Source organism: Halosaccharopolyspora lacisalsi (assembly GCF_014137975.1).
In the GTDB taxonomy this organism is placed as follows: domain Bacteria; phylum Actinomycetota; class Actinomycetes; order Mycobacteriales; family Pseudonocardiaceae; genus Halosaccharopolyspora; species Halosaccharopolyspora lacisalsi.
Genome location: NZ_JACGWZ010000007.1, coordinates 88524 through 115197 on the forward strand (window position 1 = coordinate 88524; position 26674 = coordinate 115197).

At 67.7% G+C, this 26674-nt stretch carries 19 protein-coding genes and 3 tRNA genes; 4 read left to right on the top strand and 18 right to left on the bottom strand.

Features of this window, described 5'->3' with window-relative positions; all coding sequences use genetic code 11:
- Nucleotides 1-415 precede the first annotated feature (415 nt).
- A complete protein-coding gene (locus tag FHX42_RS21375) occupies nt 416-817 on the top strand; it encodes a DUF6319 family protein (RefSeq protein WP_220480691.1) in 402 nt (133 codons plus the stop codon).
- 153 nt (nt 818-970) lie between these two features.
- Here the strand turns inward: FHX42_RS21375 and FHX42_RS21380 are convergent, their stop codons facing one another.
- Both FHX42_RS21380 and rpoB read right to left on the bottom strand, forming a co-directional pair.
- The gene (locus FHX42_RS21380; RefSeq protein ID WP_182546243.1) at nt 971-4885 is read right to left on the bottom strand and encodes a DNA-directed RNA polymerase subunit beta'; all 3915 of its coding nucleotides are present in this window, start codon (nt 4883-4885) and stop codon (nt 971-973) included.
- A 96-nt stretch (nt 4886-4981) separates the two neighbouring features.
- Entirely contained in the window at nt 4982-8464 is a 3483-nt protein-coding gene (gene rpoB / locus FHX42_RS21385) for a DNA-directed RNA polymerase subunit beta (RefSeq protein ID WP_182546244.1), read from the bottom strand.
- 793 nt (nt 8465-9257) lie between these two features.
- Here rpoB and FHX42_RS21390 point away from each other — a divergent pair.
- Nucleotides 9258-12431: a CHAT domain-containing protein gene (locus tag FHX42_RS21390; protein ID WP_182546245.1), complete on the top strand. Its 3174-nt coding sequence runs from the start codon at nt 9258-9260 to the stop codon at nt 12429-12431.
- A 213-nt stretch (nt 12432-12644) separates the two neighbouring features.
- On the opposite strand, the gene FHX42_RS21395 is transcribed toward FHX42_RS21390, so the two are convergent.
- The 4 genes from FHX42_RS21395 to rplJ all read right to left on the bottom strand — a co-directional run bounded on the left by FHX42_RS21395 (nt 12645) and on the right by rplJ (nt 15458).
- On the bottom strand, nt 12645-13370 hold the full coding sequence (locus FHX42_RS21395) for a Mut7-C RNAse domain-containing protein (RefSeq protein WP_182546246.1): 726 nt from the start codon (nt 13368-13370) through the stop codon (nt 12645-12647).
- A 105-nt stretch (nt 13371-13475) separates the two neighbouring features.
- Nucleotides 13476-13913 carry an STAS domain-containing protein gene (locus FHX42_RS21400; protein WP_220480692.1) on the bottom strand — a complete coding sequence of 146 codons (438 nt, stop codon included), beginning with the start codon at nt 13911-13913 and terminating at the stop codon, nt 13476-13478.
- A gap of 558 nt (nt 13914-14471) precedes the next feature.
- Nucleotides 14472-14861 carry a 50S ribosomal protein L7/L12 gene (rplL, locus tag FHX42_RS21405; RefSeq protein WP_182546248.1) on the bottom strand — a complete coding sequence of 130 codons (390 nt, stop codon included), beginning with the start codon at nt 14859-14861 and terminating at the stop codon, nt 14472-14474.
- Nucleotides 14862-14921: 60 nt separating this feature from the next.
- Nucleotides 14922-15458: a 50S ribosomal protein L10 gene (gene rplJ / locus FHX42_RS21410; RefSeq protein ID WP_182546249.1), complete on the bottom strand. Its 537-nt coding sequence runs from the start codon at nt 15456-15458 to the stop codon at nt 14922-14924.
- Nucleotides 15459-15763: 305 nt separating this feature from the next.
- Between rplJ and FHX42_RS21415 the strand changes: the two genes are divergently transcribed.
- A complete protein-coding gene (locus FHX42_RS21415) occupies nt 15764-16585 on the top strand; it encodes a hypothetical protein (RefSeq protein ID WP_182546250.1) in 822 nt (273 codons plus the stop codon).
- 148 nt (nt 16586-16733) lie between these two features.
- Here the strand turns inward: FHX42_RS21415 and rplA are convergent, their stop codons facing one another.
- The 5 genes from rplA to FHX42_RS21440 all read right to left on the bottom strand — a co-directional run bounded on the left by rplA (nt 16734) and on the right by FHX42_RS21440 (nt 19627).
- Complete coding sequence (gene rplA / locus FHX42_RS21420; protein ID WP_182546251.1) at nt 16734-17447, bottom strand: 50S ribosomal protein L1; 714 nt, start codon at nt 17445-17447, stop codon at nt 16734-16736.
- A 71-nt stretch (nt 17448-17518) separates the two neighbouring features.
- Nucleotides 17519-17953 carry a 50S ribosomal protein L11 gene (rplK, locus tag FHX42_RS21425; protein WP_182546252.1) on the bottom strand — a complete coding sequence of 145 codons (435 nt, stop codon included), beginning with the start codon at nt 17951-17953 and terminating at the stop codon, nt 17519-17521.
- Nucleotides 17954-18100: 147 nt separating this feature from the next.
- Nucleotides 18101-18955, bottom strand: a complete 855-nt coding sequence (gene nusG / locus FHX42_RS21430; protein ID WP_328796598.1) for a transcription termination/antitermination protein NusG — start codon at nt 18953-18955, stop codon at nt 18101-18103.
- Nucleotides 18956-19037: 82 nt separating this feature from the next.
- Nucleotides 19038-19442: a preprotein translocase subunit SecE gene (gene secE, locus FHX42_RS27525; protein ID WP_182546254.1), complete on the bottom strand. Its 405-nt coding sequence runs from the start codon at nt 19440-19442 to the stop codon at nt 19038-19040.
- 112 nt (nt 19443-19554) lie between these two features.
- Nucleotides 19555-19627: transfer RNA gene (locus FHX42_RS21440), tRNA-Trp, on the bottom strand.
- 206 nt (nt 19628-19833) lie between these two features.
- Between FHX42_RS21440 and FHX42_RS21445 the strand changes: the two genes are divergently transcribed.
- Entirely contained in the window at nt 19834-21069 is a 1236-nt protein-coding gene (locus FHX42_RS21445) for a pyridoxal phosphate-dependent aminotransferase (protein WP_182546255.1), read from the top strand.
- An 81-nt stretch (nt 21070-21150) separates the two neighbouring features.
- On the opposite strand, the gene FHX42_RS21450 is transcribed toward FHX42_RS21445, so the two are convergent.
- From FHX42_RS21450 to FHX42_RS21480, 7 genes are all read right to left on the bottom strand, one after another.
- A complete protein-coding gene (locus tag FHX42_RS21450; RefSeq protein WP_182546256.1) occupies nt 21151-21573 on the bottom strand; it encodes a MaoC family dehydratase in 423 nt (140 codons plus the stop codon).
- A complete protein-coding gene (locus FHX42_RS21455) occupies nt 21570-22034 on the bottom strand; it encodes a MaoC family dehydratase N-terminal domain-containing protein (protein WP_182546257.1) in 465 nt (154 codons plus the stop codon). Before FHX42_RS21455 ends, FHX42_RS21450 begins: the two co-directional genes overlap by 4 nt.
- 136 nt (nt 22035-22170) lie before the next feature.
- On the bottom strand, nt 22171-22341 hold the full coding sequence (rpmG, locus tag FHX42_RS21460; protein WP_182546258.1) for a 50S ribosomal protein L33: 171 nt from the start codon (nt 22339-22341) through the stop codon (nt 22171-22173).
- A 92-nt stretch (nt 22342-22433) separates the two neighbouring features.
- A tRNA-Met gene (locus FHX42_RS21465) sits at nt 22434-22505 on the bottom strand.
- Nucleotides 22506-22593: 88 nt separating this feature from the next.
- A tRNA-Thr gene (locus FHX42_RS21470) sits at nt 22594-22666 on the bottom strand.
- Nucleotides 22667-22750: 84 nt separating this feature from the next.
- On the bottom strand, nt 22751-25387 hold the full coding sequence (locus tag FHX42_RS21475) for a putative bifunctional diguanylate cyclase/phosphodiesterase (RefSeq protein ID WP_182546259.1): 2637 nt from the start codon (nt 25385-25387) through the stop codon (nt 22751-22753).
- A 292-nt stretch (nt 25388-25679) separates the two neighbouring features.
- Nucleotides 25680-26648, bottom strand: coding sequence for an alpha/beta fold hydrolase (locus FHX42_RS21480; protein WP_328796602.1), 969 nt, complete (start codon nt 26646-26648; stop codon nt 25680-25682).
- Between the last annotated feature and the right edge of the window lie 26 nt (nt 26649-26674).

Genomic DNA, 26674 nt, shown 5'->3' on the forward strand with positions numbered 1-26674 from the left:
CAGAAAGAAGTCCGGCGGCCCCTCGTCGTCGAAGTCCTCGTCGCGGTGACCATCCCGTCCTCGGAAGCGATCCCGCGGGACGTTTCCGCGGCCTCGACCTGACCGGCGTGCGACTCCTCGGCGCGGCGTTGCAGGTCCGAGGGCATACCGTCGATCCGGGTACGGAGTTCGGCGTCGCGCGTCTCCAGTTCACGGCGCCGGACATCGTCTTCAGTCACGGTACCCCTCTTCACATCCAGCTCCTGACCATCACGTTATCAGCCATTCGATCAGCTCCGACCGGGTTGACGAAGGAACCGGGGCGGCGACGTACACGGCGATCGTGCGCCGACGTGGCGCAGTGAGACCACGCCGCGTCCCCGGGGAACTTCGGTTCTATCCTGATCATCGTCAGGACAACGAGAGAGAGGGCACGTTGAGCGATCAGCAGGACACCGGCACCGCCGAAACCGTCGAGGTGACGAGCGAGCAAGCGGGTGACCAGCAGCAGGCCGAGAGTACCGCGCCGAAGAAGACCAAGGGGCGCAAGCAGAGCACCGCGCGCAAGACGCGGTCGGTCGAACTCGTCCTGACGGTCACCGGGACCGCCGAGGGTGAGTGGCAGGCCGAGCTCACTCACTCCGGCAAGCGCATCGTGCAGAGCCTGCCGATTCCGGCCTCGGCGGTGTCCAAGGCCGCCTCGGAACTGCACGAGGACATCTCGGAAGCCATCGAGACGGTCATCAGTGACGCGCGCCAGCAGCACGAGAACAAGCTCGCCGAGCTGGAAGCCGAAATGGAGCGGGTCAAGAAGACCCTCGCCGACCTGGAGAGCTGACCAGGGCGCGGCCCGGGGATTCGCGATTTTCCCTAAAGTTGTGGCACAACTTTAGGGAAAATCGTCCCCGCGCACACGAAAGGGCTCCCCGCCCGGATGGACGGGGAGCCCTCGGCTCGTGCACCGGACGCCGCCGAAGCGGCGAACCGGGCGTCAGCGGTAGTCGCGCCCGAAGTCGAAGTCGTCGAGCGGAACGGCGGCACCGGTACTGGCACCGAACACGTCCGGGGTGTAGTAGCTGTCCTCGTAGGACGGGATCGCGTAGGCCGCGGCCCGTGCCTCCTCGGTCGGCTGCACCTGGATGTTGCGGTACTTGTTGATGCCCGTACCGGCCGGGATCAACTTACCGATGATCACGTTCTCCTTCAGGCCGACCAGCTTGTCGCTGGCACCCTCGATCGCGGCGTTGGTCAGGATCCGCGTGGTCTCCTGGAAGGAGGCCGCCGACAGCCACGACTCGGTGGCCAACGACGCCTTGGTGATACCCATGAGCACCGGACGCCCCGAGGCCGGGTCCCCGCCCTCGGAGACCACTCGCCGGTTCTCGCTCTCGAACTGCAAGCGCTCCACCGGAGCACCGGGCAGGAACTCGGTGGCGCCCGAGTCGATGATGATGACCCGACGCAGCATCTGCCGGACGATGACCTCGACGTGCTTGTCGTGGATGCCCACGCCCTGCGAGCGGTACACCTGCTGCACCTCGCGAACCAGGTGCAGCTGGGCCTCGCGCGGGCCCATCACGCGCAGCACCTCGTGGGGGTCGACCGCACCCTCCATCAGCCGCTGCCCGACGTCGACGTGGTCGCCGTCCTCGATCTGCCGCTCGGTGCCGTCGACCGAGATGACCGCCAACCGCTGCCGCTTGGACAGCTTGTCGTAGACGATCTCCTCGCTGCCGTCGTCCGGGATGATCGTGATCTTCCAGGAGCGTTCCTGGTCCTCCAGCCGGATCCGCCCCGGGGCGTCGGCGATCGGCGCCTTCCCCCTGGGAACCCGGGCCTCGAACAGCTCCTGCACACGCGGCAGACCGGCGGTGATGTCGTCACCACCGGTGACACCACCCTGGTGGAACGTACGCATGGTCAGCTGCGTACCCGGCTCACCGATGGACTGCGCGGCGACGATGCCCACGGCCTCGCCGACGTCGACCAGCTTGCCGGTGGCCATCGAGCGGCCGTAGCACACCGAGCAGACCCCGCTGCCGGACTCGCAGGTCAGCACGCTGCGAACGCGGACCCTCGTGATCCCGGAGGCCACCAGCGTCTCGATGGCCGGATCACCCAGGTCCGACCCGCGGGCCAGCAGGACGTTGCCCTCGGAGTCGGTGACGTCCTCGGCGATCGTCCGAGCGTAGACGCTGGTCTCCACGTTCGCGTCGCGCAGGATCTTGCCGTCCGCCGTCTTCTCAGCGACCGGCATCCGCACGCCGCGGTCGGTACCGCAGTCGTGCTCGCGCACGATGACGTCCTGGGAGACGTCGACCAGCCGGCGGGTCAGGTAGCCCGAGTCGGCGGTACGCAACGCCGTGTCCGCCAGACCCTTACGCGCACCGTGGGTGGAGATGAAGTACTCCAGCACCGACAGGCCCTCGCGGAAGTTCGTCTTGATCGGACGCGGGATGTACTCGCCCTTCGGGTTCGACACCAGACCGCGCATCCCGGCCAGCTGGGCCACCTGGCTCATGTTCCCGGCGGCACCGGACTTGACGATCATGCTGATCGAGTTGTCCTCCGGGAAGTTTTTCTCCATGGCCTCGGAGACCTCGTCCTTGGCCGCGTTCCACACCTTGACGAGCTCGGCGTTGCGCTCGGCGTGGGACAGCGCACCGCGACGGTAGCGCTTCTCGACCTGGTCGGCCTTCTGCTCGTAGGAGTCCAGGATCTCCTGCTTGCTGTCCGGAACCACCACGTCGGAGATCGCGGTGGTGACACCGGAGCGGGTCGCCCAGTAGAAGCCGGCGTCCTTGAGCCTGTCCAGCGTCTGGGCCACCGCGACCATCGGGTACCGCTCGGCCAGATCGTTGACGATCGCACCCTGGCGCTTCTTCGGCAGCAGATCGTCGACGAACGGGTAGTCCGTGGGCAGCAGCTCGTTGAACATGACCCGGCCCAGCGTGGTCTCCACGGTCACCGGCTGACCCGGCTCCCAGTCCTCCGGAGTCTGCTCCTTCGGCGGGACGACGTCCTTCAGCCGGATCTTGACCTTGGCCTGGAGGTCCAGCGAGTTGCGGTCCCTGGCCATGATCGCCTCGCTGGGCGAGGAGAAGGCCTGTCCCTCACCGGTGGCACCGTCGACCTGACTGGTCAGGTAGTACAACCCGGTGACCATGTCCAGTCGCGGCATCGCCAACGGCCGGCCCGAAGCGGGCGAGAGGATGTTGTTGCTGGACAGCATCAGCACCCTGGCCTCGGACTGGGCCTCGGCCGACAGCGGCAGGTGCACCGCCATCTGGTCACCGTCGAAGTCGGCGTTGAACGCCTCGCACACCAGCGGGTGCAGCTGGATGGCCTTGCCTTCCACCAGCTGCGGCTCGAAGGCCTGAATACCCAGGCGGTGCAGCGTCGGCGCACGGTTGAGCAGGACCGGGTGCTCGGTGATGACCTCTTCGAGCACGTCCCAGACCGCGGGCCGCTGCCGCTCCACCATCCGCTTGGCGGACTTGATGTTCTGCGCGTGGTTGAGGTCGACCAGCCGCTTCATGACGAACGGCTTGAACAGCTCGACGGCCATTTCCTTGGGAAGACCGCACTGGTGCAGCTGCAGCTGCGGACCGACCACGATGACCGAACGGCCGGAGTAGTCCACACGCTTACCGAGCAGGTTCTGGCGGAACCGGCCCTGCTTACCCTTGAGCAGGTCCGACAGCGACTTCAGCGGACGGTTGCCCGGACCGCTGACCGGACGCCCACGGCGACCGTTGTCGAACAGCGCGTCGACCGACTCCTGCAGCATCCGCTTCTCGTTGTTGACGATGATCTCGGGAGCACCGAGGTCGATCAGTCGCTTGAGGCGGTTGTTGCGGTTGATGACCCTGCGGTAGAGGTCGTTGAGGTCGGAGGTGGCGAAGCGACCACCGTCGAGCTGCACCATCGGCCGCAGGTCCGGCGGGATGACCGGCACCGCGCTGAGCACCATGCCCTGCGGGTTGTTTCCGGTGGTCTGGAACGCCGCGACGACCTTGAGCCGCTTGAGGGCGCGCAGCTTCTTCTGGCCCTTGCCGTTGCGGATGACCTCGCGCAGCTTCTCGGCTTCGGCGTTGATGTCGAAGTTGGCCAGCAGCGCCTCGATCGACTCGGCACCCATACCGCCGGTGAAGTACTCGCCGTAGCGGTCGTAGAGCTCGCGGTAGAGCGCCTCGTCGGAGATGAGCTGACGCGGCTCCAGCTTGGTGAAGGTCTCCCAGATCTCGTCGAGCTTGTCGATGTCGCGCTGCGCCTTCTCGCGCAGCTGCTTCATCTCCCGCTCGCCGCTCTCCTTGACCTTGCGCCGGACGTCGCTCTTGGCGCCCTCGTTCTCCAGCTCGGCGAGGTCGGCCTCCAGCTTCTGCTGGCGGGCCTCCAGGTCGGAGTCCCGCTGCTTGCCGATGTTCTCGCGTTCGACGCTGTACTCGTTCTCCAGCGTCGGCATGTCGTTGTGGCGCATCTCGGTGTTGACCGAGGTGACCACGTAGGCCGCGAAGTAGATGATCTTCTCGAGATCCTTCGGCGCCAGGTCGAGCAAATAGCCCAGTCGGCTCGGCACACCCTTGAAGTACCAGATGTGCGTCACCGACGCGGCCAGCTCGATGTGGCCCATCCGCTCACGGCGGACCTTGGCGCGGGTCACCTCGACGCCGCAGCGCTCGCAGATGATGCCCTTGAAGCGGACCCGCTTGTACTTACCGCAGTAGCATTCCCAGTCGCGGGTCGGGCCGAAGATCTTCTCGCAGAACAGCCCGTCCTTCTCCGGCTTCAGGGTCCGATAGTTGATGGTCTCGGGCTTCTTGACCTCGCCGTAGGACCACTGCCGGATGTCGTCACCGGTGGCCAGACCGATACGGAGTTCGTCGAAGAAGTTGACGTCAAGCACGTCTGGTCTTCTCCCTTTGTAGAGGTTCTGCCGGGTGGGCGTGGGGCCGGTGGCGGGACCGATCACGCGGAAGGGTCCCGCCCACCGGCGACGAGGTCAGTTGACGACGTCGTCGACCGAGGGGGCCTCGTTCTTGGACAGGTTGATACCCAGGTTGGCCGCGGCCCGCTCCAGGTCCTCGTCGTCACCGTCGCGCATCTCGATGGCGGCACCGTCGGTGGAGAGCACCTCGACGTTCAGGCACAGCGACTGCAATTCCTTGAGCAGCACCTTGAACGACTCCGGGATACCCGGCTCCGGGATGTTCTCGCCCTTGACGACCGCCTCGTAGACCTTGACGCGACCGAGCACGTCGTCGGACTTGATGGTCAACAGCTCCTGAAGCGTGTACGCGGCACCGTAGGCCTGCATGGCCCAGCACTCCATCTCACCGAAGCGCTGACCACCGAACTGAGCCTTACCACCCAGCGGCTGCTGAGTGATCATCGAGTACGGCCCGGTCGACCTGGCGTGGATCTTGTCGTCCACCAGGTGCAGCAGCTTGAGGATGTACATGTACCCGACCGCGACCGGGTACGGGTACGGCTCGCCGCTGCGCCCGTCGATGAGCGTCGCCTTGCCGTCGCCGCCGACCAGGCGCTCCCCATCACGGTTCGGCTTGGTCGAGGCCAGCAGGCCGGTGATCTCCTCCTCGCGGGCACCGTCGAACACCGGCGTGGCGGTGTTCGTGCCGGGTTCCACGTCGTAGAGATCCTCGGGCAGGCGCTTGGCCCAGTCCTCGTCACCGTCGATGGACCACCCCTGGGAGGCGATCCAGCCGAGGTGGGTCTCCAGAACCTGGCCGATGTTCATCCGTCGCGGCACACCGTGGGTGTTGAGGATGATGTCGACCGGTTCGCCGTCCTCCATGAACGGCATGTCCTCCACCGGCAGGATCTTGCCGATGACGCCCTTGTTGCCGTGCCGCCCGGCGAGCTTGTCACCATCGGCGATCTTGCGCTTCTGGGCGATGTAGACGCGAACCAGCTCGTTGACGCCCGGAGGCAGCTCGTCCTCGTCCTCGCGGTTGAACACCCGGATGCCGATGACCTTGCCGGTCTCACCGTGGGGAACCTTCAGCGAGGTGTCGCGGACCTCGCGGGCCTTCTCCCCGAAGATCGCCCGCAGCAGCCGCTCCTCCGGTGTCAGCTCGGTCTCGCCCTTGGGCGTGACCTTGCCGACCAGGATGTCCCCGCCCTGGACCTCGGCGCCGATGCGGATGATGCCGCGCTCGTCGAGGTCGGAGAGCACGTCCTCGGAGACGTTCGGGATGTCGCGAGTGATCTCCTCGGCGCCCAGCTTGGTGTCGCGGGCGTCGACCTCGTGCTCCTCGATGTGGATCGAGGTCATCACGTCGTCCTGCACCAACCGCTGGGACAGGATGATCGCGTCTTCGTAGTTGTGCCCCTCCCACGGCATGATGGCCGCGCGCAGGTTCTTGCCCAGCGCCATCTCGCCGTCTTGGGTGGAGGGGCCGTCGGCCAGCACCTGACCCGACTCGACCCGGTCGCCCTCGTTGACGATCGGCTTCTGGTTGGTGCAGGTGCCGTGGTTGGACCGGGCGAACTTCTGCAGCCGGTGGGTGTGCCGGGCTCCGTCGTCGGCCATCACCGTGATGTAGTCCGCGCACAGCTCCTCGACCACGCCCGACTTGTCGGTGACGACCACGTCACCGGCGTCGACGGCCGAACGCAGCTCCATACCGGTACCGACCAGCGGCGACTCTGCACGCAGCAGCGGGACCGCCTGACGCTGCATGTTCGCGCCCATCAGGGCGCGGTTGGCGTCGTCGTGCTCGAGGAACGGCAGCATCGCGGTCGCGGCCGAGACCATCTGACGCGGCGAGACGTCCATGTAGTCGATCTCGGTGGGGGCCAGCAGCTCGACCTCGCCGCCCTTGCGGCGGCCCAGCACGCGCTCCTCTTCGAAGTGGCCCTCGTTGTCGATCGGCGTGTTGGCCTGCGCCTTGACGTAGCGGTCTTCCTCGTCGGCGGTCAGGTAGTCGATGTCGTCGGTGACCACACCGTCGACGACCCGGCGGTACGGGCTCTCGATGAACCCGAACGGGTTGATCCGACCGAAGGTGGCCAGCGAGCCGATCAGACCGATGTTCGGCCCTTCCGGCGTCTCGATCGGGCACATCCGGCCGTAGTGCGAGGGGTGCACGTCGCGGACCTCGACGAGCGCGCGCTCACGGGAGAGACCACCCGGGCCGAGCGCGTTCAGCCGCCGCTTGTGCGTCAACCCGGCCAGCGGGTTGGTCTGGTCCATGAACTGGGACAGCTGCGAAGTACCGAAGAACTCCTTGATGGCCGCGACCACCGGACGGATGTTGATCAGTGTCTGCGGGGTGATCGCCTCGACGTCCTGGGTGGTCATCCGCTCGCGGACGACGCGTTCCATCCGGGAGAGCCCGACGCGAACCTGGTTCTGGATCAGCTCGCCGACGGTACGAATGCGCCGGTTGCCGAAGTGGTCGATGTCGTCGACCTCGACCGGGAGCGGGTTGTCCTCCTCGCCCATCGAGGTCTCGCCCGCGTGCAGCCGCACCAGGTACTCGATGGAGGTGGCGATGTCCTCCTCGGTCAGCACACCCGAAGAGAAGGGCAGCTCCAGCCCGAGCTTCTTGTTGACCTTGTAGCGGCCGACGCGAGCGAGGTCGTAACGCTTCTCCTTGAAGAACAGGTTCTCCAGGAGCGTCTGCGCGCTCTCCTTCGTCGGCGGCTCGCCGGGGCGGAGTTTGCGGTAGATGTCGAGCAGGGCCTCGTCCTGGCCTGCCGTGTGATCCTTCTCCAGGGTGGCCATCAGTGTTTCGGAAAAACCGAAACGTTCGCGGATGGCCTCTGCTGTCCAACCCAGCGCCTTGAGCAACACGGTGACCGGCTGGCGACGCTTGCGATCAATGCGCACACCGACGGTGTCGCGCTTGTCGACGTCGAACTCCAGCCACGCCCCGCGGCTAGGGATGATCTTGACGCTGTACACGTCCTTGTCGGTGCTCTTGTCGACCGTCTGGTCGAAGTACACACCGGGGGAGCGAACCAACTGAGAAACCACGACACGCTCGGTGCCGTTGATGATGAACGTCCCCTTGTCCGTCATTACGGGGAAGTCGCCCATGAACACCGTCTGGCTCTTGATTTCGCCGGTGCCCTGGTTGACGAACTCCGCCGTGACGAACAGCGGGGCGGCATAGGTCATGTCCTTGTCTTTGCACTCCTCGACGGAGGCCTTGACCTCGTCGAAGCGCGGATCACTGAAGGACAACGACATCGAGCCGGAGAAGTCCTCGATCGGCGAGATCTCGTTGAGGACCTCCGCAAGGCCACCAAGCGGGTTCTCCTCGCCGGAGTCGACCCGGCGCTGGAACCAGGTCTCGTCACTGACGAGCCATTCGAAGGATTGAACCTGCAAGTCAATCAGGTTGGGCACTTCCAGCGGCTCACGAATCTTCGCGAACGAGACACGCGTGGGCGCCCCAGGGATCCCCGACGTGGAGTTGGAAGCTGCAGAGACCTTGGTCGCGCGGGAGACTGCCAAGATGCGTCCTTCCGGGACTCTGAACTGGCTACAGCCGTGCCGGACGGCGTTCGCGCCCGGTTACCACGACTGTCAAGGGTGCAATGGCGCCCACCAACCCAGTTCCCGGGCTCTATGGTGGTTCGGCCACCCGGAGCGACTCGGGAGACACGGGTAGGAGGGCAGCGCAAAGTAGCAGTCTAGCCGACACGGCGCCAGCTGTCGAGAGGGGGCCCATTTTGGGCTACCCCGTCCCGTGTCGGGAACCAGCGTGACCCGGCGCGGGCCGACAGTCAAGAGATCACCCGACCGTCACTCCCGTGGCGCAAGCCACGATCACTCCCAGTTACCAAAAACACCCCCAAAACACCAGGTCAACGACCTGAAGCCCGCTGATCCGAGAGCCGTTCGTGTCATGGTCACGCCCTCCCGCGACGGGCGAGCACCACGGGGTAATCGTATTTCAGGTCACGGTTCCGCGCTGCCCGGTTCCTGCCCGACCACTGCCCGGTCGCCGCCCGGTCGCCGCCCGAGATCCATCGCGGTTCCCGCCCGAGCGCTGCCACTCCGAACCACTCCAACACGCCGACCCGCCGGGGCATTCCCACGCAGCGGACGGATGCGGACTTTTTTCCACGAAGTCCGGACTCCGCGCGCGGTTCCGTGCTCTCATGCGGAGAACATCCCCGGACACGGGCGGTCTCCGGTGAGCCGCACACGGTCCGCGAAGACCTACTGCTCACAGGTCGACAGCGGTACCGTGACAACCGTCCGAACGGGTGAACCACGATTCGCCGAGGCGACGGAGAACGGCATGAATGACGATGTGAGCCGGCGGAACAGGATGTTGCGGCGGCTCCAGCGTTCGGCGGACGACCCGCAGCAGGGGGCGGGCGGCAGCGGCCCTCAGCAGGCCACCGAGCGGGAGCAGCCGGCCGAACCCCAGACGGCGGCGAGCGATCCGCGGTCGGATCCGCAGCAGCGCTACGCCGAGGCCCTGTCGGCGCTGAACCACATGGTCGCCACCCGCGACTTCTCGGCACTGCCGCAGGTCACCGAGGTGCTCCGCGCCACTGCGGGTGCGCTGCACGAGCAGGACCCCGCACGAGCGGGCGTGCTCAACAACCTCGGCAGCGCCTCGCAGCTGTGGCACCTGTCCACCGGTGACCCGGTTCACCTGGAGGACGCGGCCACCTACTACCGCCGCGCCGCCTCCTACGCCTCGTTCGACGACCCCGACCTGGTGCTCTACCTCTGCAACCTCGCGCTGGCGCTGACCGACCACGCGAGCAGGACGAACGCGTCGGACCAGGCGGAGGAGGCCGTACGAGCCGCGCGCAGGGCGACCGAGCAGGTGGACGAGTCCGACCGGCGCCGGACCACGAGCCTGGTCCGGCTCGGCAACGCGCTGAAGCTCCACGCTCGGCTGGCCCACGACACCGACTCCGACGACGAGTCGGTCGAGGTCTTCCGGAAGGCCGCCCGCGGACCGCTCGACTCCGACGGCAGCACCCCGGCACACCGCTCGGACAGCCCCGAACTCCTGATCAACCTCGGTTCGGCCCTGTTGCGCCGTCACGAGCGCGGGGGCTCCGCCACGGACCTGGACGAGGGCATCGGGCACCTGAACAACGGGGTGAACATCCTCGGCGACGTCGAGTACCGCAACGTGACGCTGCTCCACCTCGCCGAAGCGCTGCGGCTGCGGTTCCGCCAACGCGGCGAGCTGGAGGACCTGCAGGGCTCGATCGACGAACTGCTCGGCATGCTGGAGGACCTCGGAGCGGGTCACCCGCTGACGGGCAAGGTGACCTGGACCCTCACCTCGGCCACGGTCGAGCACGTCGACAGCACCGGAGAGCCGGAGAACCTGCAACGGACGTTGCGCGCGATCACGCCCGCCGTGCGCGGAATCACCGGCGACGACCCCGAGCGGGCGACGGCGCTGGCCAGCTTCGGCGCCCTCGTCCGCAGGCACCACTTGCACAGCGCCAACGCCGCGGCGCTGGACACCGCCGTGACGGCGGGGGAGACCGCGGCGAAGGCCGCCAACTCGACCGGTAAGCACTGCGCCGTGCTGAACTCCCTGGTAAGCACGCTGATAACCCGCTACGAGCACTCCGGCAACAGCTCCGATCTCGACCGGGCGGAGACCGTGGCCGAGCAGGCGCGCGAGAACGCCCCCGAAGGCTCGGTCCCGGAGCACACCGCGTGGGCCCAGCTGGGGGTCGTCGCCGCCCACCGCTACCGCGACGGCTCCAGGACCGCCGATCTCGAAACGGCCGTCGAGATGTTCGACCGGGCGCTGATCGCGATGCCGGAGCAGGCCCCTGAACGAGTCGCGGTGACCGTGCACCAGGGTCGGGCGCTGCGGGCGCTGTACCAGCGAACGGGGCGACGCCGGCACTACCGCTGGGCACGCAGGGCACTGACCGAGGCCGCCACCCAGTCGACCGGACCCGCCGACCAGCGCCTGCGGGCGGCCGATCTGTGCGGGCGCATGGCCGCGCAGGCGCACCGCTGGTCGGAGGCGCTGGAGTCGTTCAGCACGGCCGTCGAGCTGCTGCCGCTGGTGACGCGCGGCAAGCGGGTCGTGGCCACCACCGCCACACAGCAGCGCTGGGCCACCATCACGGCCGACGCCGCGGCCTGCGCCGTGGAGGACGGCCAGCCCGAGCGCGCCGTCGAGCTGCTGGAACACGGCAGGGAGGCGCTGCTGGGCGAACTGCTGCCCGCGGCGAGCGAGCTCGGGGCGCTCCGTCGGAGCCGACCCGACCTGGCCGCCGACACCGTCCGGTGGCGCCGCCTGCTGGACCGTCCCGTCGCCGATCCCGTGATGGCCCCCACCGACATCGTGGACGAACCGCAGCGGCGCGCCCAACTGGCCGAGTCCTGGAACCGGACGCTGGAGGACGTCCGCTCCGAGAGCGAGCACCACCTGCGTGTCGTACCGTTCGCCGAGCTGTCCCCGGCCGCCGAGGACGGGATGGTGGTGCTGGTCAACGTCAGTCGGTACCGGTCGGACGCGCTGATCGTCTTCGCCGGGCGGGTGATGGTGGTTCCGCTGCCCGGCGTCACCCCGGACAACGCCGCCGAGCAGGCCGCGACCGCCGTGGCCGTCGCCCAGCAGCCACGGCGTTCCCAGCAGCCCCTGATCGACGCGATGGACTGGACGTGGCACAACGTGGTCCGTCCCGTCCTCGACCGGATGGGCTACATCGGCACCCCGGCCGCGGGGCAACCCTGGCCGAGGGCTTGGTGGGCGGTCACCGGCGCACTGGCGTTCCTGCCGTTGCACGCCGCGATGGCCGCGTCCGGCCACTGCGCGCTGGACCGGGTGGTCAGCTCCTACACGACGGGGTTGCGAGCGCTGCTCCGGGGCAAGCGGCGTCCCCTGGCCGAGCACCCGAGCGCGCTCGTGGTGATGGACTCGTTGGACCAGGGGGGCGGCGAGCTGCCGCTGCGGAACCAGACGCTGGCCCGGCACTGGCCGTCGGCCGAGATCGTCGCCGGGGAACGGGAATCGCCGGAGTCGATGCTCAACAAGCTGGCCGAGCATCCCCTGGCGCACCTGTGCGAGCGCAGCAGGCAGGACCCGGCTCAACCGATCGCCGACGCGGTCGTGGAGCGGGAACCACAACAGCGCTCCCTCTCCCTCGCCGAGCTGGGGCAGCGATGGTTGTCCGAAGCGGAGTTCGCCTACCTGGGACGCTGCGGCACGACCTCCGAGACGCCTTCTTCCGCCGGTCTGACGCTCGCGGAGACGCTCGGCTTCGCCGGTTTCACCCACGTGGTCGGCACGCTGTGGTCGGTCGACGAGCACAGCGGGGCGCGGATCCACGCCGACGTCTACGCCGAGCTGGACACCGAGGACGGATTCGACACCGACGGTTCGGCGTTCGCGCTGCACAACGCGGTGAACCAGCTCCGCGTCGAAGACCCCGGCTCCCCGGCGCGCTGGGCCGCCCACACCCACGTCGGGCCGTAGACGACCAGCCGGGAGCGACGGTCGCGAGCGTGGGATGGTCAGTTTCGCGCGGAACTGACCATCCCACTGGCGCCGGGATTCGCGGGGAACGCGATCGTCCCCGAGTGACGAGCCGCGAAGCGTGGCTGGGAGTCGGAATACTACTCCCCGGACACGAGAGCCCGGCTCGTCTCGCCGATCGGCCGGGGACCGGGGGCGCGACTGCTCACGACCTCACCCAGAACGCGCCCGACGGGCGGCTTCGATGGTCGACTCGAGCTTGCGCGCGTGCGCACCGCGCCAGTAAACCCGTCCGCAGCAGCCGCACCGCGCGAAAGCGTCGTAGCAGCGTCGGGTACCGGGTTCCAGCTCGTCGACGACCTCGTCCTTGGTCACACCGTGCAACGGACCGTTGCACATCGGGCACCGGCTCCACGGTCGCAGTTCGAGAGCGAACCTGTCGATCACATCGGTGAGCTGGTCCAGGGGGCGTTGTCCCCGCACGTAAGCCCCCGACCACAGCGCTCGACGCCGCAGGAGGCCACGGTCCCGCGTGAGCAGCACCCGGTACTGACGGGCGGCCTGCACGATCAACTCGTCGTCGTGGGCGTCGTTGCGGTAAGCGGCGTCGACCCCCACCAGCCGCAGTCGCCGTGCGAGCGCCCCGAGATGCACGTCGAGGACGAAACGCCGGGGCGAGTCCTGCGGACGTTCGAGCGGCCGGACATCGACCACCGCGCCCGGTCGGGGACGGTGCGAGGGGGCGACGGCGACTCCGTCCACCACCAGCGCACCGACCTCGGTGAGCGGTACGCCGAGGGACTGCACGACATGCCCGAGCGAGGCCGTCCCGTCGTGGTGGAGACGCACCTGCTCACGCCGGTGCCGTGGGGCGGCGAAGAAGCGCAGTTCACCCGCCAGGCGCACCAGCACCACCGTGTCCTGGTTCCGAGCGGTCATCGCGGCATTGTCCTCGGAGTCCTCGGGAGACGAAAACCGTGCGAGACCCCAGTACGAAAAAGAGGCGGCCACCCCCTCGGGATGGCCGCCGGAGACCGCGGACGACTACGCCCGCTGCACCACTTCCGCCGCGGTGCGCTGCTGCTGCCGAGGTACGGCGTGGTTCTCGACCCTCTCCTCCGCCCGAGGAGCCCTCCTCTCCGGAACGAACTCGCCCACGTCGGGCGCTCCGAAGACCGGCCTGCTGCCGTAGGTGAAGCAGGTGGACATGCCCAGCACCTCCAGTGGCCGGTCCACCGCACGCACCCCCGTCACCAGGGACAGCCGCTTACCCTCGATCTGGGCGCGCAGATCGGCCTGCGCCAACACCTTGATCGCCTCGACGCCGAGGAACGAGACCTCCGACAGGTCCAGCACGATGACGTGAACGGTGGAGCTCAGCCGGTCCAGCAGCAACCGGGAAAACCGTGTGACGGTCACCATGTCGAGCGCCCCGGCCACACTCATCACGATCACCCCGTCCCGCGGACGTTCCACCGTCATCCGGAACGGAACATTCTCGTTCACCGCTTGCGCGGAACTCGTGGATTCCGCCAAGTAGTCGTCACGCTCAACTGATGTTGCAACCATGTAATCCACCTTGAGAGGGCTTCAGATAGCACAGGTCGACGCCGAACCCTTGATCGCGCATTGCACCACTGGGCGCCGTCTTCTCACGAAACGACGCACCCGCTACTACACACCGAACCGGCGTCAACGCCGACTGTAGCCAGCACCAGAATACATCGCCAAGAGAACTGAGTCACACTTCGTTGCGTCACCACATTTTTGATCACGACATCGTAGCTGATCACAGCACTGATCCACGATAGGTCATGATCGCGCGAGCACGGATCACCAGAACCTCGCCCGCACGGAAAAAAACAGTTTCGAAACACCCGGAAACAAATTGGTCGCCGCCGCGGAAACCGACCAGAAGAGCGGGTCAAAATTCTTCCGGAGGAAGTCATCGGGGTTCACCCGGTCAGGGGGCGTCACCCCGGACGCAAAAACAGGGGGCGGCCACCCGGAGTGGGTGACCGCCCCCTTCGTGCAAGGAGATCACTTAAGGGTGATCTTGGCGCCGGACTCCTCCAGCTTGGCCTTGGCCTCGTCGGCCTTCTCCTTGTCGACCTTCTCCAGCAGCGGCTTCGGAACGTCCTCGACCAGCTCCTTGGCCTCCTTCAGACCAAGGCCGGTGATGACCTCGCGGACCACCTTGATGACCTGGATCTTCTTGTCACCGGCGTCCTCGAGGACGACGTCGAACTCGTCCTGCTCCTCCTCTTCCTCGGCCTGGGCAGCCCCGCCGGCGGCGGGAGCGGCGACGGCGGCCGGGGCGGCGGCGGAGACGTCGAAGGTCTCCTCGAACTGCTTGACGAACTCGGAGAGCTCCAGCAGCGTCATTTCCTTGAAGACGTCCAGCAGCTCGTCGTTGCTCATTTTGGCCATGATGGCGTTCCTTTCACATCAGTGCCCGCGCACGCGAGCGAAATCGGTCGGGGTCGGGCCTCAGGCGGACTCGGTGTCCGCTCCCTCGCTCTTCTTCGACTTCAAAGCGTCGGCCATCCGGGCGACCTGGGACGCCGGAGCGGCGAACAGGCCGGCGGTCTCGTTGAGCTTGGCCTTCATCGCACCGGCCAGCTTGCCGAGCGTGACCTCGCGGCTGTCGAGTTCGGCGATGCGCTCGACCTCGGCGGTCGAGATCGCACGGCCGTCCATGTAGCCGCCCTTGATCTCCAGGGCCTTGTGGTCCTTGGCGAAGTCACGCAGTGTCTTCGCCGCGTCCACCGGCTCGCCCTCGATGAAGGTCAGCGCAATGGGCCCCACGAACAGCTCGTCGAGCCCCTCGACGCCCGCTTCCGCGGTGGCCCGCTTGACCAGCGTGTTCTTCGCGACGCGATAGGTCGTGCCCTCGCCGAGATCCTTGCGCAGCTGCTCGAGCTGGGCCACGGACAGTCCCCGGTACCCGGTCACGACCGTCGCGGTCGCCTTGTTGAAGCGCTCCGAGAGCTCGTTGACCGCGTCAACCTTTTCGGGCTTCGCCATGTCGCCTCCTCTCTAGTGCTTCGCGACTGTGCCGGCCGCCAAGTCCACCGAGACGACAAAAACGCCCCGACGCAGCAAGGCACGGGGCGTGGGAATCACTGACGCGTACGGGCGCCGATGTTGCCTCGTCCTCCTGCGCGGGCCGCCCGTCTCTTCGGGACCTTCGTTCTCCCGCCCTGGGGCCGGAGAAGACCAGCGGTCTCTGGTGGAACCGCACCCCAGAGTACGCGAGCCCGCACCCGCTTCGCACACCCGCCCCCACCGCGGCTGGAGCGGTGGTTGCCGGACACGGCATCATGTGGGACGTGGCCGACTCGAACGACTCGCCGGGGCAGCGCCCCGCCCACGACCCCTCCCCCGCCGAGTCCCCGGAGATCGTCGACGCCGAGGTCGTCGAGTACCACCGGCCCGACACCGCGCGGAAACCCGAAACGACCGACGACGAGGAGTACCGCCAGTACCGGGAGTTCCTCGAGTTCCGCAGGTTCCAGGAGTGGCAACGCCTCCACGGCGCGGACGGAACCGGTACGGACGCTCCTCCCGCCGGTGACCCCGCCCCGGATCGCACCGCCGGCTCGAAGCGGCCGGGGTGGAGGAGGGCGCTGCGCCTGACGCTGCGCCTGCTGCGCTTCAAGTTCATCCGCAGGTTGCTGTACCTGGTGCTGGTACTGGTGCTGATCTACACGGGCATCAACTACTACTTCGGCACCGACAACAGCGGGATCAGCGGCGAGAGCACCCCCGACGACATCGCCCGGGGGGCGAGTCCGATCCGGCAGACCGACCCCAAGGCGGCCGTCATCGCCTTCTACGACTACGTGGCCACCAAACCCGACGGCGCGTGCTGGTTGATGACCGCGCCGGCACGGAACCGGTTCGCCGAACTCCACGGCGCCCCCGACTGCGACACGGCCGTGCGGCAGCTGAACGAGCAGGTCACGAATCGAATGGCCTACAAGGCCCCCGGGTTCGGATCAGGCGCACTCGAGGAGACCACGGAAGAAGCCGCGGTGTCCTCCTGCGCACTGAACGTTCAGGGCGGCCCACGACTCGGGGCGTTCGGACTCAAACGCGGAGACAACGGGGGCTGGATCATAGACGGATACAAGCTCGAATCCGCCTGCTAGGGATTCGCACGAGTTCGCGCGAAACCGCGAACCCCCACTCCCCGAGAAGGCGGTTACATTAATCTTCGGCACGCACCGAGACCTACTACGAAAAACGGGGCGGACCAGCCGCGATGGCTGGTCCGCCCCGTCGTGCGAGTGAGCTCGCTCAGGCCTCTTCTCCGGCCATGTTGCGGGTCCGGCTCGGATCCACCGAGATGCCCGGCCCCATGGTCGTGGTGAAGGTGACCTTCTTGAGGTAGCGGCCCTTGGAGGTCGCCGGCTTGGACCGCAGAATCTCGTCGAGCGCGGCGGCGTAGTTGTCCACCAGCGACTCGGTGGAGAACGAGGCCTTCCCGATGACGAAGTGCAGGTTGGCCTGCTTGTCCACCCGGAAGTTGATCTTACCGCCCTTGATCTCGGAGATCGCCTTCTCGATGTTCGGGGTCACGGTGCCGGTCTTGGGGTTCGGCATCAGACCGCGCGGCCCGAGCACGCGGGCGATCTTGCCGACCTTGGCCATCTGGTCCGGGGTGGCCACTGCCGCGTCGAAATCGAGCCAGCCGCCCTGGATCCGCTCGATCAGCTCGTCGGAGCCTGCCGCGTCCGCGCCGGCCGCCTCGGCCGCGTCGGCCTTGTCGCCGGAAGCGAACACGATGACGCGGGCAGTCTTACCAGTACCGTGCGGCAGGTTCACGGTGCCGCGGACCATCTGGTCTGCCTTGCGTGGGTCGACGCCAAGACGCAGGGCCACCTCGACGGTGGGGTCCATGCTGGTCTTGACGGTCTTCTGGGCCAGCTCCGCGGCCTCCCACGGGGTGTAGACCCGCGTGTGGTCGACCAGCTGAGCGGCCTGCTGGTAGTTCCTGCTGCGCTTTGCCATGTCTGTTCCTATCGAAATGGATCAGTTGTGGTACAAGGGCTGCGCGAGCCCTCCCACACGTGTCGGTCGGCTCAGTCCTGGACCCGCAGGCCCATCGACCGGGCGGTGCCGGCGATGATCTGCTCTGCCTCGTCCATGGTCGGCGCGTTGAGGTCGACCCACTTGGTCTGGGCGATGTCACGCACCTGATCGGTGGTGACCGAACCGATCTTCGTCTTGTGCGGCTCTCCGCTGCCCTTCTGCACTCCCGCGGCCTTGAGCAGCAGCTTCGCCGCCGGCGGCGTCTTGAGCTTGAAGTCGAAGGAACGGTCCTCGAACACGGAGATCTCTACCGGCACCACGTCGCCACGCTGGCTCTCGGTGGCGGCGTTGTAAGCCTTGCAGAACTCCATGATGTTGACGCCGTGCTGACCCAGCGCCGGACCGATCGGCGGGGCCGGGTTGGCCTGGCCGGCCGAGATTTGCAGCTTGACGATCGCTGCGAGTCGCTTCTTCTTGGGCGGCATCTTGTGCTTCCTGTGTATTCGGTTCCTTGTCGTCCGGCCAGCGGCCGGACCACGGCGGCACCGTCCGCTCCGGCGGACCCGGCCACCGCTCGCGACGGATCCCTGCCGATCCGCCGCGACCGCCGAGCTCCCGTTGACGAGAGCCGGTCAGATCTTGGAAACCTGGTTGAACGACAACTCGACCGGCGTCTCCCGGCCGAAGATCGACACCAGCACCTTGAGCTTCTGGGACTCCGCGTTGACCTCGTTGATCGTCGCGGGCAGCGTCGCGAACGGCCCGTCCATGACCGTGACGGACTGACCCACCTCGAACTCGACCTCGACCTGGGACTTCGACGAGGACGGCTGGGCCGCCTTCTTGTCCTCCGGCTTGGTCTCCTTCTCCACCTGCGGAGCGAGGAACTTCAGCACCTCGTTGATGCTCAGCGGAGAAGGCTTCGAGGTCGCACCGACGAAACCGGTCACACCGGGGGTGTTGCGCACCGCGCCCCACGAAGCGTCGTTGAGCTCCATGCGCACCAGCACGTAGCCGGGCAGCACCTTGCGCTCGACCAGTTTACGCTGGTTGTTCTTGATCTCGGTGACTTCTTCGGTGGGCACCTCGACCTGGAAGATGTAGTCCTCCACGTCCAGGGTCTGCGCGCGGGTCTCGAGGTTGGTCTTGACCTTGTTCTCGTAACCGGCGTAGGAGTGCACCACGTACCACTCGCCCGGCGCGCGCCGGAGCGCGGCACGAAGCTCCTCGACCGGGTCGGCCTCCTCGGCCGCGGTCTCCTCGGACTCGGTCTCCTCGGCCGCGTCCTCGGACTCCTCGCCCCCCTGCTCGGCCTGCTCGGCGTTCTGCTGCTCGTCACCGGCCTCGGCCCACGACGACTCGGACTCGTCGGCCTGCTCGGTACCGGTGGCGGCGTCCGCCTCGGTCACCTGTTCCGCAGGTACCTGCTCGTCGGACGGGCCGGTCTGCTCCCGGCCCTCGTGGGAGGTCCCCTCCTGGGAGGTCACAGTCGGTCTCGCTTCCTCTCGTGCGTTGCGCGGGCGGTTCGATGGCATCCGCCGGGCGCACGTGCGTGCGGACTGGGCTCTTTCAGCCGAACAGCCAGCGCACGCCCTGGGCGAAAGCCAGGTCCAGACCGGCGATGAACGCCACCATGACGCTGACGAACACCAACACCACCGCTGTGTAGGTCACCAGCTGCTTGCGCGTCGGCCAGATGACCTTGCGAAGTTCGGCGACGACCTCCCGGAGGAAGCGGCCGATCTTGCGGAACACCGAGACCCGAGCCTGACGACCTCCGTCCCTGGAGGGAGTCGGCCGCCCCTTGGCCTCCGTCGTGCCCGACGACTTCGTCTCGCCCGACACACCGGCACGGCTACCCCGTCCCTTCGGGGTCCCCGAACGGGCGGAACGGCGCTCGCGCCGGTCGGCGCGGGACGAGCGAGCCTCCTGCTCGTTGTCCTCGCCCGGCTCCTGCTCGCGGTCCTCGCTCACGCACCCTCCTCGCCGGCGGTCGTCGAACGCGTGTGCGTGGACGCGGCGATGGTGCACGAACCCGTGAGTTCGTCCACCATCGCCGCCCCGACGCGCACCGTCTGCATCGACGCAGGGGTGACAGGACTTGAACCCGCAACCTGCGGTTTTGGAGACCGCTGCTCTGCCACTTGAGCTACACCCCTTCACGACCGGATTTCCGGTCGCTGAAACGAGACACTAGGTATCCTACCCGCCCGCGGCATCCACCGACTAAGGCGGGTGATCCAGGTATCCCAAGTCCGAAAGTGTACTGCACGCCCCGACCCCGCCTCCAACCGCACCCTGTTATTACGGTCGAAAGTGGTACACCGCATGAAGCGCCTCGACAGCGAGCTGCAAAAATGCGCTCATGGCCGCACCTGAGACACAGTCCTCCAGCACAGGTAAGCCGCGCGTGTCCGCGCGTGTCGGCGGGATCAGCGAATCCGCCACCCTCGCCGTCGACGCCAAGGCCAAGGCGCTCAAGGCCGAGGGGCGACCGGTGATCGGTTTCGGTGCCGGGGAACCCGACTTCGCCACCCCGCAGCCCATCGTGGACGCCGCCGCGGCGGCGTGCGTCGACCCGCGCAACCACCGCTACAGTCCGGCCTCGGGGCTGCCGGAGCTGCGCGAGGCCATCGTCACCAAGACCGCCCGCGACTCCGACTACACGATCCAACCGAACCAGGTCCTGGTCACCAACGGCGGCAAGCAGGCCGTGTACCAGACGTTCGCCACCCTGCTCGATCCCGGCGACGAGGTGCTGCTGCCCGCCCCCTACTGGACGACCTACCCGGAGGCGATCACCCTCGCCGGGGCGGTGCCCGCCGTGGTCTCCACCGACGAGTCCACCGGCTACCTGGCCAGCGTCGAACAGCTCGAAGCCGCGCGCACCCCGCGTACCAAGGCGTTGCTGTTCAACTCGCCGTCCAACCCGACCGGCGCGATCTACCCGCCCGAGCAGATCGAGGCCATCGGGCGCTGGGCCGTCGAGCACGGCATCTGGGTCATCACCGACGAGATCTACGAACACCTCGTCTACGGTGACGCTCGGCACGTCTCCATGCCCGCCGTGGTGCCCGAGTTGGCCGACACGTGCGTGGTGCTCAACGGCGTGGCCAAGACCTACGCCATGACCGGCTGGCGGGTCGGTTGGATGATCGGCCCGACCGACGTCATCAAGGCCGCGACGAACTTGCAGTCCCACCTGTCGTCCAACGTCGCCAACGTCTCGCAGCGTGCCGCGCTCGAAGCCGTCAGCGGCCCGCTCGACGCGGTGGCCGAGATGCGCGAGGCCTTCGACCGGCGGCGCCGCACCATCACCGACCGGCTGGCGGCCATCCCCGGTGTGAGCTGCCCCGAGCCCAAGGGCGCCTTCTACGTCTACCCCAGCGTCAAGGATCTGCTGGGCAGCGAGATCCGCGGGGTCCGGCCGCAGACCAGCACCGAGCTCGCCGAGCTCGTGCTGGAACAGGCGGAGGTGGCCGTGGTTCCCGGTGAGGCGTTCGGGACGCCCGGCTACTTCCGGATGTCCTACGCGCTGGGGGACGACGACCTCGCCGAGGGCGTGAGCAGGATGGCCGCCCTGCTCGGCGAGGCGAAGTAGCACGTTCGTGTGGCGTCCGTGCGATTTTCCCTAAAGTTGTGGCACAACTTTAGGGAAAATCGCACGCCCACCAGCGGGAAGCTACTCCGGAAGACGCACGGTGGCGGAGGCGCCGCCGAGCACGCCCTGACCCGCGCTGCGGGTGGTGATGGTGATCTTGGCGGTGCCGTCGTCGTGCACGGCCGACACCTTGCCCGCGACCTCGACCAGCGCCCCCTCGTCGTCGGGCACCTCGACGGGCCGTGTGAAGCGCACACCGTAGTGCAGGACCGACCCCGGGTCCCCCGTCCACTCGGTGACCAACCGGCCCGCCAGCGCCATCGTGAGCATGCCGTGGGCGATCACGTCGGGCAGGCCCACCTCGTTGGCGTGCCGCCGGCTGTAGTGGATCGGGTTGAAGTCACCGGAGGCACCGGCGTAGCGCACCAGGTCGGCGCGGGACACCGGGATGTGCAGCTCCGGCAGCTGGTCGCCCTTGGCCACTCGTGGAACGTCGGTACTCATGCCTGTTCACCCTCCTCGGCCGTTCCCCGAGCGACCAGCATCGACTTCGCGGTGCACACCGCTTCCCCCGCGGGGGTGCCGATCTCGGCCCGCACCGTGAGGAAATCATTACCCGCCCTGGTTTTGATGTCGTCGACGTGGACCACGGTCACCAACTCGTCGCCGGCACGAATCGGCCGATGATGGACGAAGTCCTGCTGACCGTGCACCACGCGGCTGTAGTCCAACCCGAGCTGCGGATCCCCCGTGAGGATGTCCTGAGCGGGCATCGACAACAGCACGGCGAAGGTGGGCGGGGCGATCACGTCGGGATATCCGGCGGCCTTCGCCGCCTCCGGATCCGTGCACAGCGGTGAGGATTCCCCGATCGCGGCGACGAACTCGCGGATCTTCTCCCGGCCGACCTCGTAGGGCGCGCTGGGCGGGTACTCACGTCCGATAAATGACTGGTCAAGCGACACGGTAGGCAGATTACCGCCCCGATGGCCCACTGCGCCGGGCCGGGGAAGTCCGGGCACACGAAAAACCCGCCGCGGCGAAGGCCGCGGCGGGTTTCGAAGTCGTCACGCCCTCAGGGGCGACGGAAACGCCCGAAAGTCAGCGCGTCTCCTTGTGCGCACGGTGCGCGTTGCAACGGGGGCAGAACTTCTTCAGTTCCATCCGGTCCGGGTTGTTCCGCCGGTTCTTGTTCGTGATGTAGTTGCGCTCCTTGCACTCCTGGCACGCAAGAGTGATCTTGGGGCGAACATCGGTGGCGGCCTTGGCCACGGCGGGACCTCTCTCTCGTGCTCGGAAACGGGCAGCGCGACTGCCCGGTCCCCTTCGCGTGGGGACCGCCTACGGGCGGTCAGCAGCCGTAGTAGCGGTGGCCGGATTCGAACCGACGACACAACGATTATGAGCCGTTTGCTCTACCACTGAGCTACACCGCCTTGTCAGGATCATCCCTCGTTCATGAACGATAACCCGCACAAGGCAGCCGCGGTACTCATTCTACTCGAGCACCACGGCCGCCCTCGGAGCCCCAATACGGACTCGAACCGTAGACCTTCGCCTTACCATGGCGACGCTCTGCCGACTGAGCTATTGGGGCGTGCCCTCGCGGAGCGATTCAAACTCTACACACCACGGTCGCGCCCCTCGAAACCGGGGGGTCGTTGCGGGGTGAAGTCCCAGCTCAGGACCCGAGGGTCGGGATCGTGTCCGCCTGCTCGCCCCTGCTCCGCGTGGTCCGCGCCCACAGCCACGTCTCGAACCGATCCTCCGACAGCGGACGGGAGAACAGGTATCCCTGAGCTGTGTCGCATCCCATCCGCACGAGCTGGTCGCGGGACGCGTCGTCCTCCACGCCCTCGGCGACCACCGACAGCTCCAACGAGTGACCGAGTTCCACGATCGAGCGCACCACCGCCATGTCGCTGAGGTCGGTCCCCATGCCGAGCACGAAGCTCTTGTCTATCTTGACCTCGTCCACGGGTAGCTGCCGCAGGTAGGCCAGCGACGAGTAACCGGTGCCGAAGTCGTCGATCGCCAGCACGACACCCAGCGCCCGCAACCGACGCAGCACCGGCAACGACCGGTCGGGGTCGGCCATCACGCTGGACTCGGTGAGTTCGAAGGTCAGCAGCCCCGCGGGGACTCCGTGCCGCTCCAGCCCCTCGGCCACCCGCTCCGGGAACGATTCGTCGGCCAGGTTGCGCACCGACAGGTTCACCGCCACCGCCAGGTGCAGTCCGCGACTCAGCCAGTCCCGCACCTTCTCCAGGGCGCGTTCCAGAACGAACGAGGTGAGGGCGTCGACGAGTCCGGTGGCCTCGACCACCGGGATGAACTCGTCCGGGGCCAGCCGCCCGTACTCGGGATGGGACCAGCGCACCAGCGCCTCGGCCCCGACCACCTCGCGGCCGGGCAACGCCACCTTCGGCTGGTAGTGCGTCTCCACCTGGCCGGTGTCCAGCGCGTTCCGAAACTGCGTGACCAGCTGGAACCGCCGCAGGAAGATCTGACCCATGCTCGGCGCGTAGGCACGGACACCGTCGTCACCGGAACGAGCCGCCCGAACGGCGACGTCGGCTCGCTGCAGCAGGAGGTCGACGTCGGTCTCGGCCTCGTCGCTGTCGGCCGGTGCGGAGGAGACGTACCCCGCCACGCCCGAAGCCTCCACGACGAGTCGGTCCAGCGGATAAGGTTCGGCGATCATCGACCGTAATCGCTCGGCGACCTCGTGGGCGCTCGTTTCGGTGTGATCGACCAGCAGGACCGCGAACGAGTTCGCCTCCAACCGGGCCAGCGGCACCTCGGGGCCGAGGACCTCTCGCATGCGGCGACCCGCCGCCATGACCATCCGGTCCCCCCAGGCGTATCCGAGGGCCTCGCTGACGGAGGTGAGCAGCTCCAGGTCGAGCCGCAGCACGACGACGTCGTCGTGGTCGCGCAGCTCCTCCGCGGTCATCTCGCAGAAACCGGCGCGGTTGAGCAATCCGGTCAGCGGGTCGTGGTAGGCGTCGTAGCGTAATCGCGCCAACAGCCGCCGGTTGTCCATCGCAGTGGCCAGGTGGCTGGCCAACGTGTGCAACAACCGCGTGTCGGCCCGCCCGAACCCGCGCCACCGGCTGACCCTGTCGTGCGCCTCGATCGCGCCGAGCAGTTGGTCCGTGCCACGCAGCGGCACCACCAACGACTCGTAGGCGCCACGCAAGTGCAACGCGCGGCGTATGTCCTCCGGTGCGTCGAGAGCCCGGTAGGAGCGGACGTGGCTGCCGGGAAGCTGGAGCAGCGGGCATTCCCGCAGGGTCACCGCTCCCGCCCCGCTGGCCGCCTCCGGCAACGGCTCGCCCACCACCACGGTGTCCACCTCGCCCCGGGGGTCCAGGCCCAGCCGCAGCACCACACGCTTGGCGTTGAGCTGTTCGCGGATCCGCTCAGCGACGGGTGTCCACTCCTCGCTCGAACTGTCCGCGGGCGCGACCTCGGCCCCGGAGGGGCCGGGGCACGCCTGACCGGAACGGGCCACGCTGAGGCTGACGTCACTGAGCGTTTCCAGGTCGCGTTGTTCGCGCATCAGTCCCGAGTACGCCCGGTACAGCACGACCACACCGGCGGCGACCAGCCCCACCAGCACCCAGCCCCACAACGTGCTGATCACCACTTCGTAGCCGACGAGGCCGATCGAGGTGTTGAGCAGCCCCACCGCCAGGGTGCGCACCGCCAGCCGAGCACCGGCCGATCCCCGCACCCCCCCTCCGAGCACGTGCAGAGCGGCCAACGCGAAACCGCAGCTGATCAGCGAGGAGGTCAGGGTTCCGGCGGCGGCCCCGAACCACGTCGGCGCCGCGTCGACCACGGCACGGTTCACGACCGTGGCCACCGCGAAGGGAACCGCGATCTCCAGGCACAGCACGCCCGCGTTGTAGGCGACGTGGGTGGCCGCTCGCCTACCGACCTGGGTTCCGAGGCCGGCCAGCAGGTTGGCCGCCAGCACCACTTCGAACGGTGCCGTGAGCAGACCCAGGATCAGCGGGATCTCGGTGAACGAGATCGTCCAGCCGACTCTCTTGACGTCGACGTCGATGGTCAGCTGCTCGGCGAGCAGGAATCCCAGCGCCAGCAACGGGCCGATGATCAGCAGTTCCGGGCGGTACTCGGACGGTAGCCAGGCCGAGGTGGCCGCACTGACGACGATGCCGGCCACCAACACGGCCAGGGAGAAGCCGGTGAACGTGCGCCGCCGTTCGGGCTCGACGCCGACGCGCACGGGTGGGCGTCCCGCGTCCGGTAGTGCCTGCGGTTCGGGAGAGTGACGACGCTCGATCATCCGCTCTCCTCCCGCCGCAGACCCACGCTCAGTGTCGATCCTGACGCACGACCGGTGGGGTTGACCAGAGCGCTACTCGACCATTGGTGTGAATTTTAGGAATATGCATACTCTCGGTAACAGCGTTCGACTCTCGGCTCAGCCACCGAAAGCACCAGGGTGACCTGGAGTCCCGGCTCGACGACAGCGAGCTTCACCTCCTCCTACGAGGCTGCGCGAAAGCGAGCGATTCGTCGTTGTGAGTATTGCCGCAACAACCGAAAGGGCCGGACACGTTATGTGTTCGGGCGTGTCACCTGAGCTCGAGCTCGTCAAGGAAGTCACGCAGCGCCCGGTCCAAGTCGGCCAACCCGGCCTCCTCCACCGGCAGATGCCCGGCATCGGTGAGCGAGACGTACCGGGTCGGAGCCCGGACGCGGTCGAGGAACCGGCGCGAGAGCGCCGCCGGTGTCCACCGGTCCTCGGCCGGGTGGGCCACCAGCAGTGGCGGCCCGGTGAACTCCTCCGGTTCCCGTTCCGGGGCGCTCCCCAGACAGGTGCGCACCAACTCCAACGACGTCCTGCCCCCACCGCCCAACGGGTCACCGCACACGAGAGCGGCGAACTGAGCGTGGTTGGACATCGCCGCGACGTTGGCCAGCCAGCTCGTCGGCACGCGCAACGGGCGCAGCGGATGCGGCAGCAGCGGCATCAAGGACGCCAGCATCCCCAGCTCGGGCCGCGCCGCCAGGTAGCGGCGCACTTCGACGCGGCGGGGATCCGGCAGGCAGGTCACCACAACACCGGCGATCGCCTCCGGGGCCCGCGCGGCCACGTCGTAGGCCAGGCGCCCGCCGAGGCTGGTTCCCAACAGCACGACGGGTCTGGGATCGACACTGCGCTCGGCGTTGATCAGGTCCAGCACGCACTCCACCCACATGCCGTAGTCGGCCGTGCGCCCTCCCGTGTCCGTGAGCCCGCAGTCGGGTAGGTCGGGAGCGAGGAATTCCAGGCCGGCCACGGCGGGGAGACGACCGTAGGGGGCCAGCATTCGACCGTAGGAGGCCGGACCGTGCAGGGCGAGCACCTTCGCCGGGGCCTCCGGTTCGACGACCCGGTCCAGGTGCACCGCCATGCCCCGCCACGGCCACCATCGTTCCCGTGGCGCGTCGGCCCGGCTCACGCGCAGGCCACCGGGAAAGAACTCCTGGTACCGCAACCACCACGGGTGGTCCCGATAATCGCGTCCGGCGACGGTGACGGACTCTGAGGTGGGGGACACACCACGAACATACGGAGTGAACGGGC

What these genes read in the sequence shown, in the direction of transcription:
- FHX42_RS21390 (WP_182546245.1), top strand. Translation starts at nt 9,258, where the DNA reads ATGAATGACGATGTGAGCCGGCGGAACAGGATGTTGCGGCGGCTCCAG.
- FHX42_RS21395 (WP_182546246.1), bottom strand. Translation starts at nt 13,370, where the DNA reads ATGACCGCTCGGAACCAGGACACGGTGGTGCTGGTGCGCCTGGCGGGT.
- FHX42_RS21400 (WP_220480692.1), bottom strand. Translation starts at nt 13,913, where the DNA reads ATGACGGTGGAACGTCCGCGGGACGGGGTGATCGTGATGAGTGTGGCC.
- rplL (WP_182546248.1), bottom strand. Translation starts at nt 14,861, where the DNA reads ATGGCCAAAATGAGCAACGACGAGCTGCTGGACGTCTTCAAGGAAATG.
- rplJ (WP_182546249.1), bottom strand. Translation starts at nt 15,458, where the DNA reads ATGGCGAAGCCCGAAAAGGTTGACGCGGTCAACGAGCTCTCGGAGCGC.
- rplA (WP_182546251.1), bottom strand. Translation starts at nt 17,447, where the DNA reads ATGGCAAAGCGCAGCAGGAACTACCAGCAGGCCGCTCAGCTGGTCGAC.
- rplK (WP_182546252.1), bottom strand. Translation starts at nt 17,953, where the DNA reads ATGCCGCCCAAGAAGAAGCGACTCGCAGCGATCGTCAAGCTGCAAATC.
- FHX42_RS21445 (WP_182546255.1), top strand. Translation starts at nt 19,834, where the DNA reads ATGGCCGCACCTGAGACACAGTCCTCCAGCACAGGTAAGCCGCGCGTG.
- FHX42_RS21450 (WP_182546256.1), bottom strand. Translation starts at nt 21,573, where the DNA reads ATGAGTACCGACGTTCCACGAGTGGCCAAGGGCGACCAGCTGCCGGAG.
- FHX42_RS21475 (WP_182546259.1), bottom strand. Translation starts at nt 25,387, where the DNA reads ATGATCGAGCGTCGTCACTCTCCCGAACCGCAGGCACTACCGGACGCG.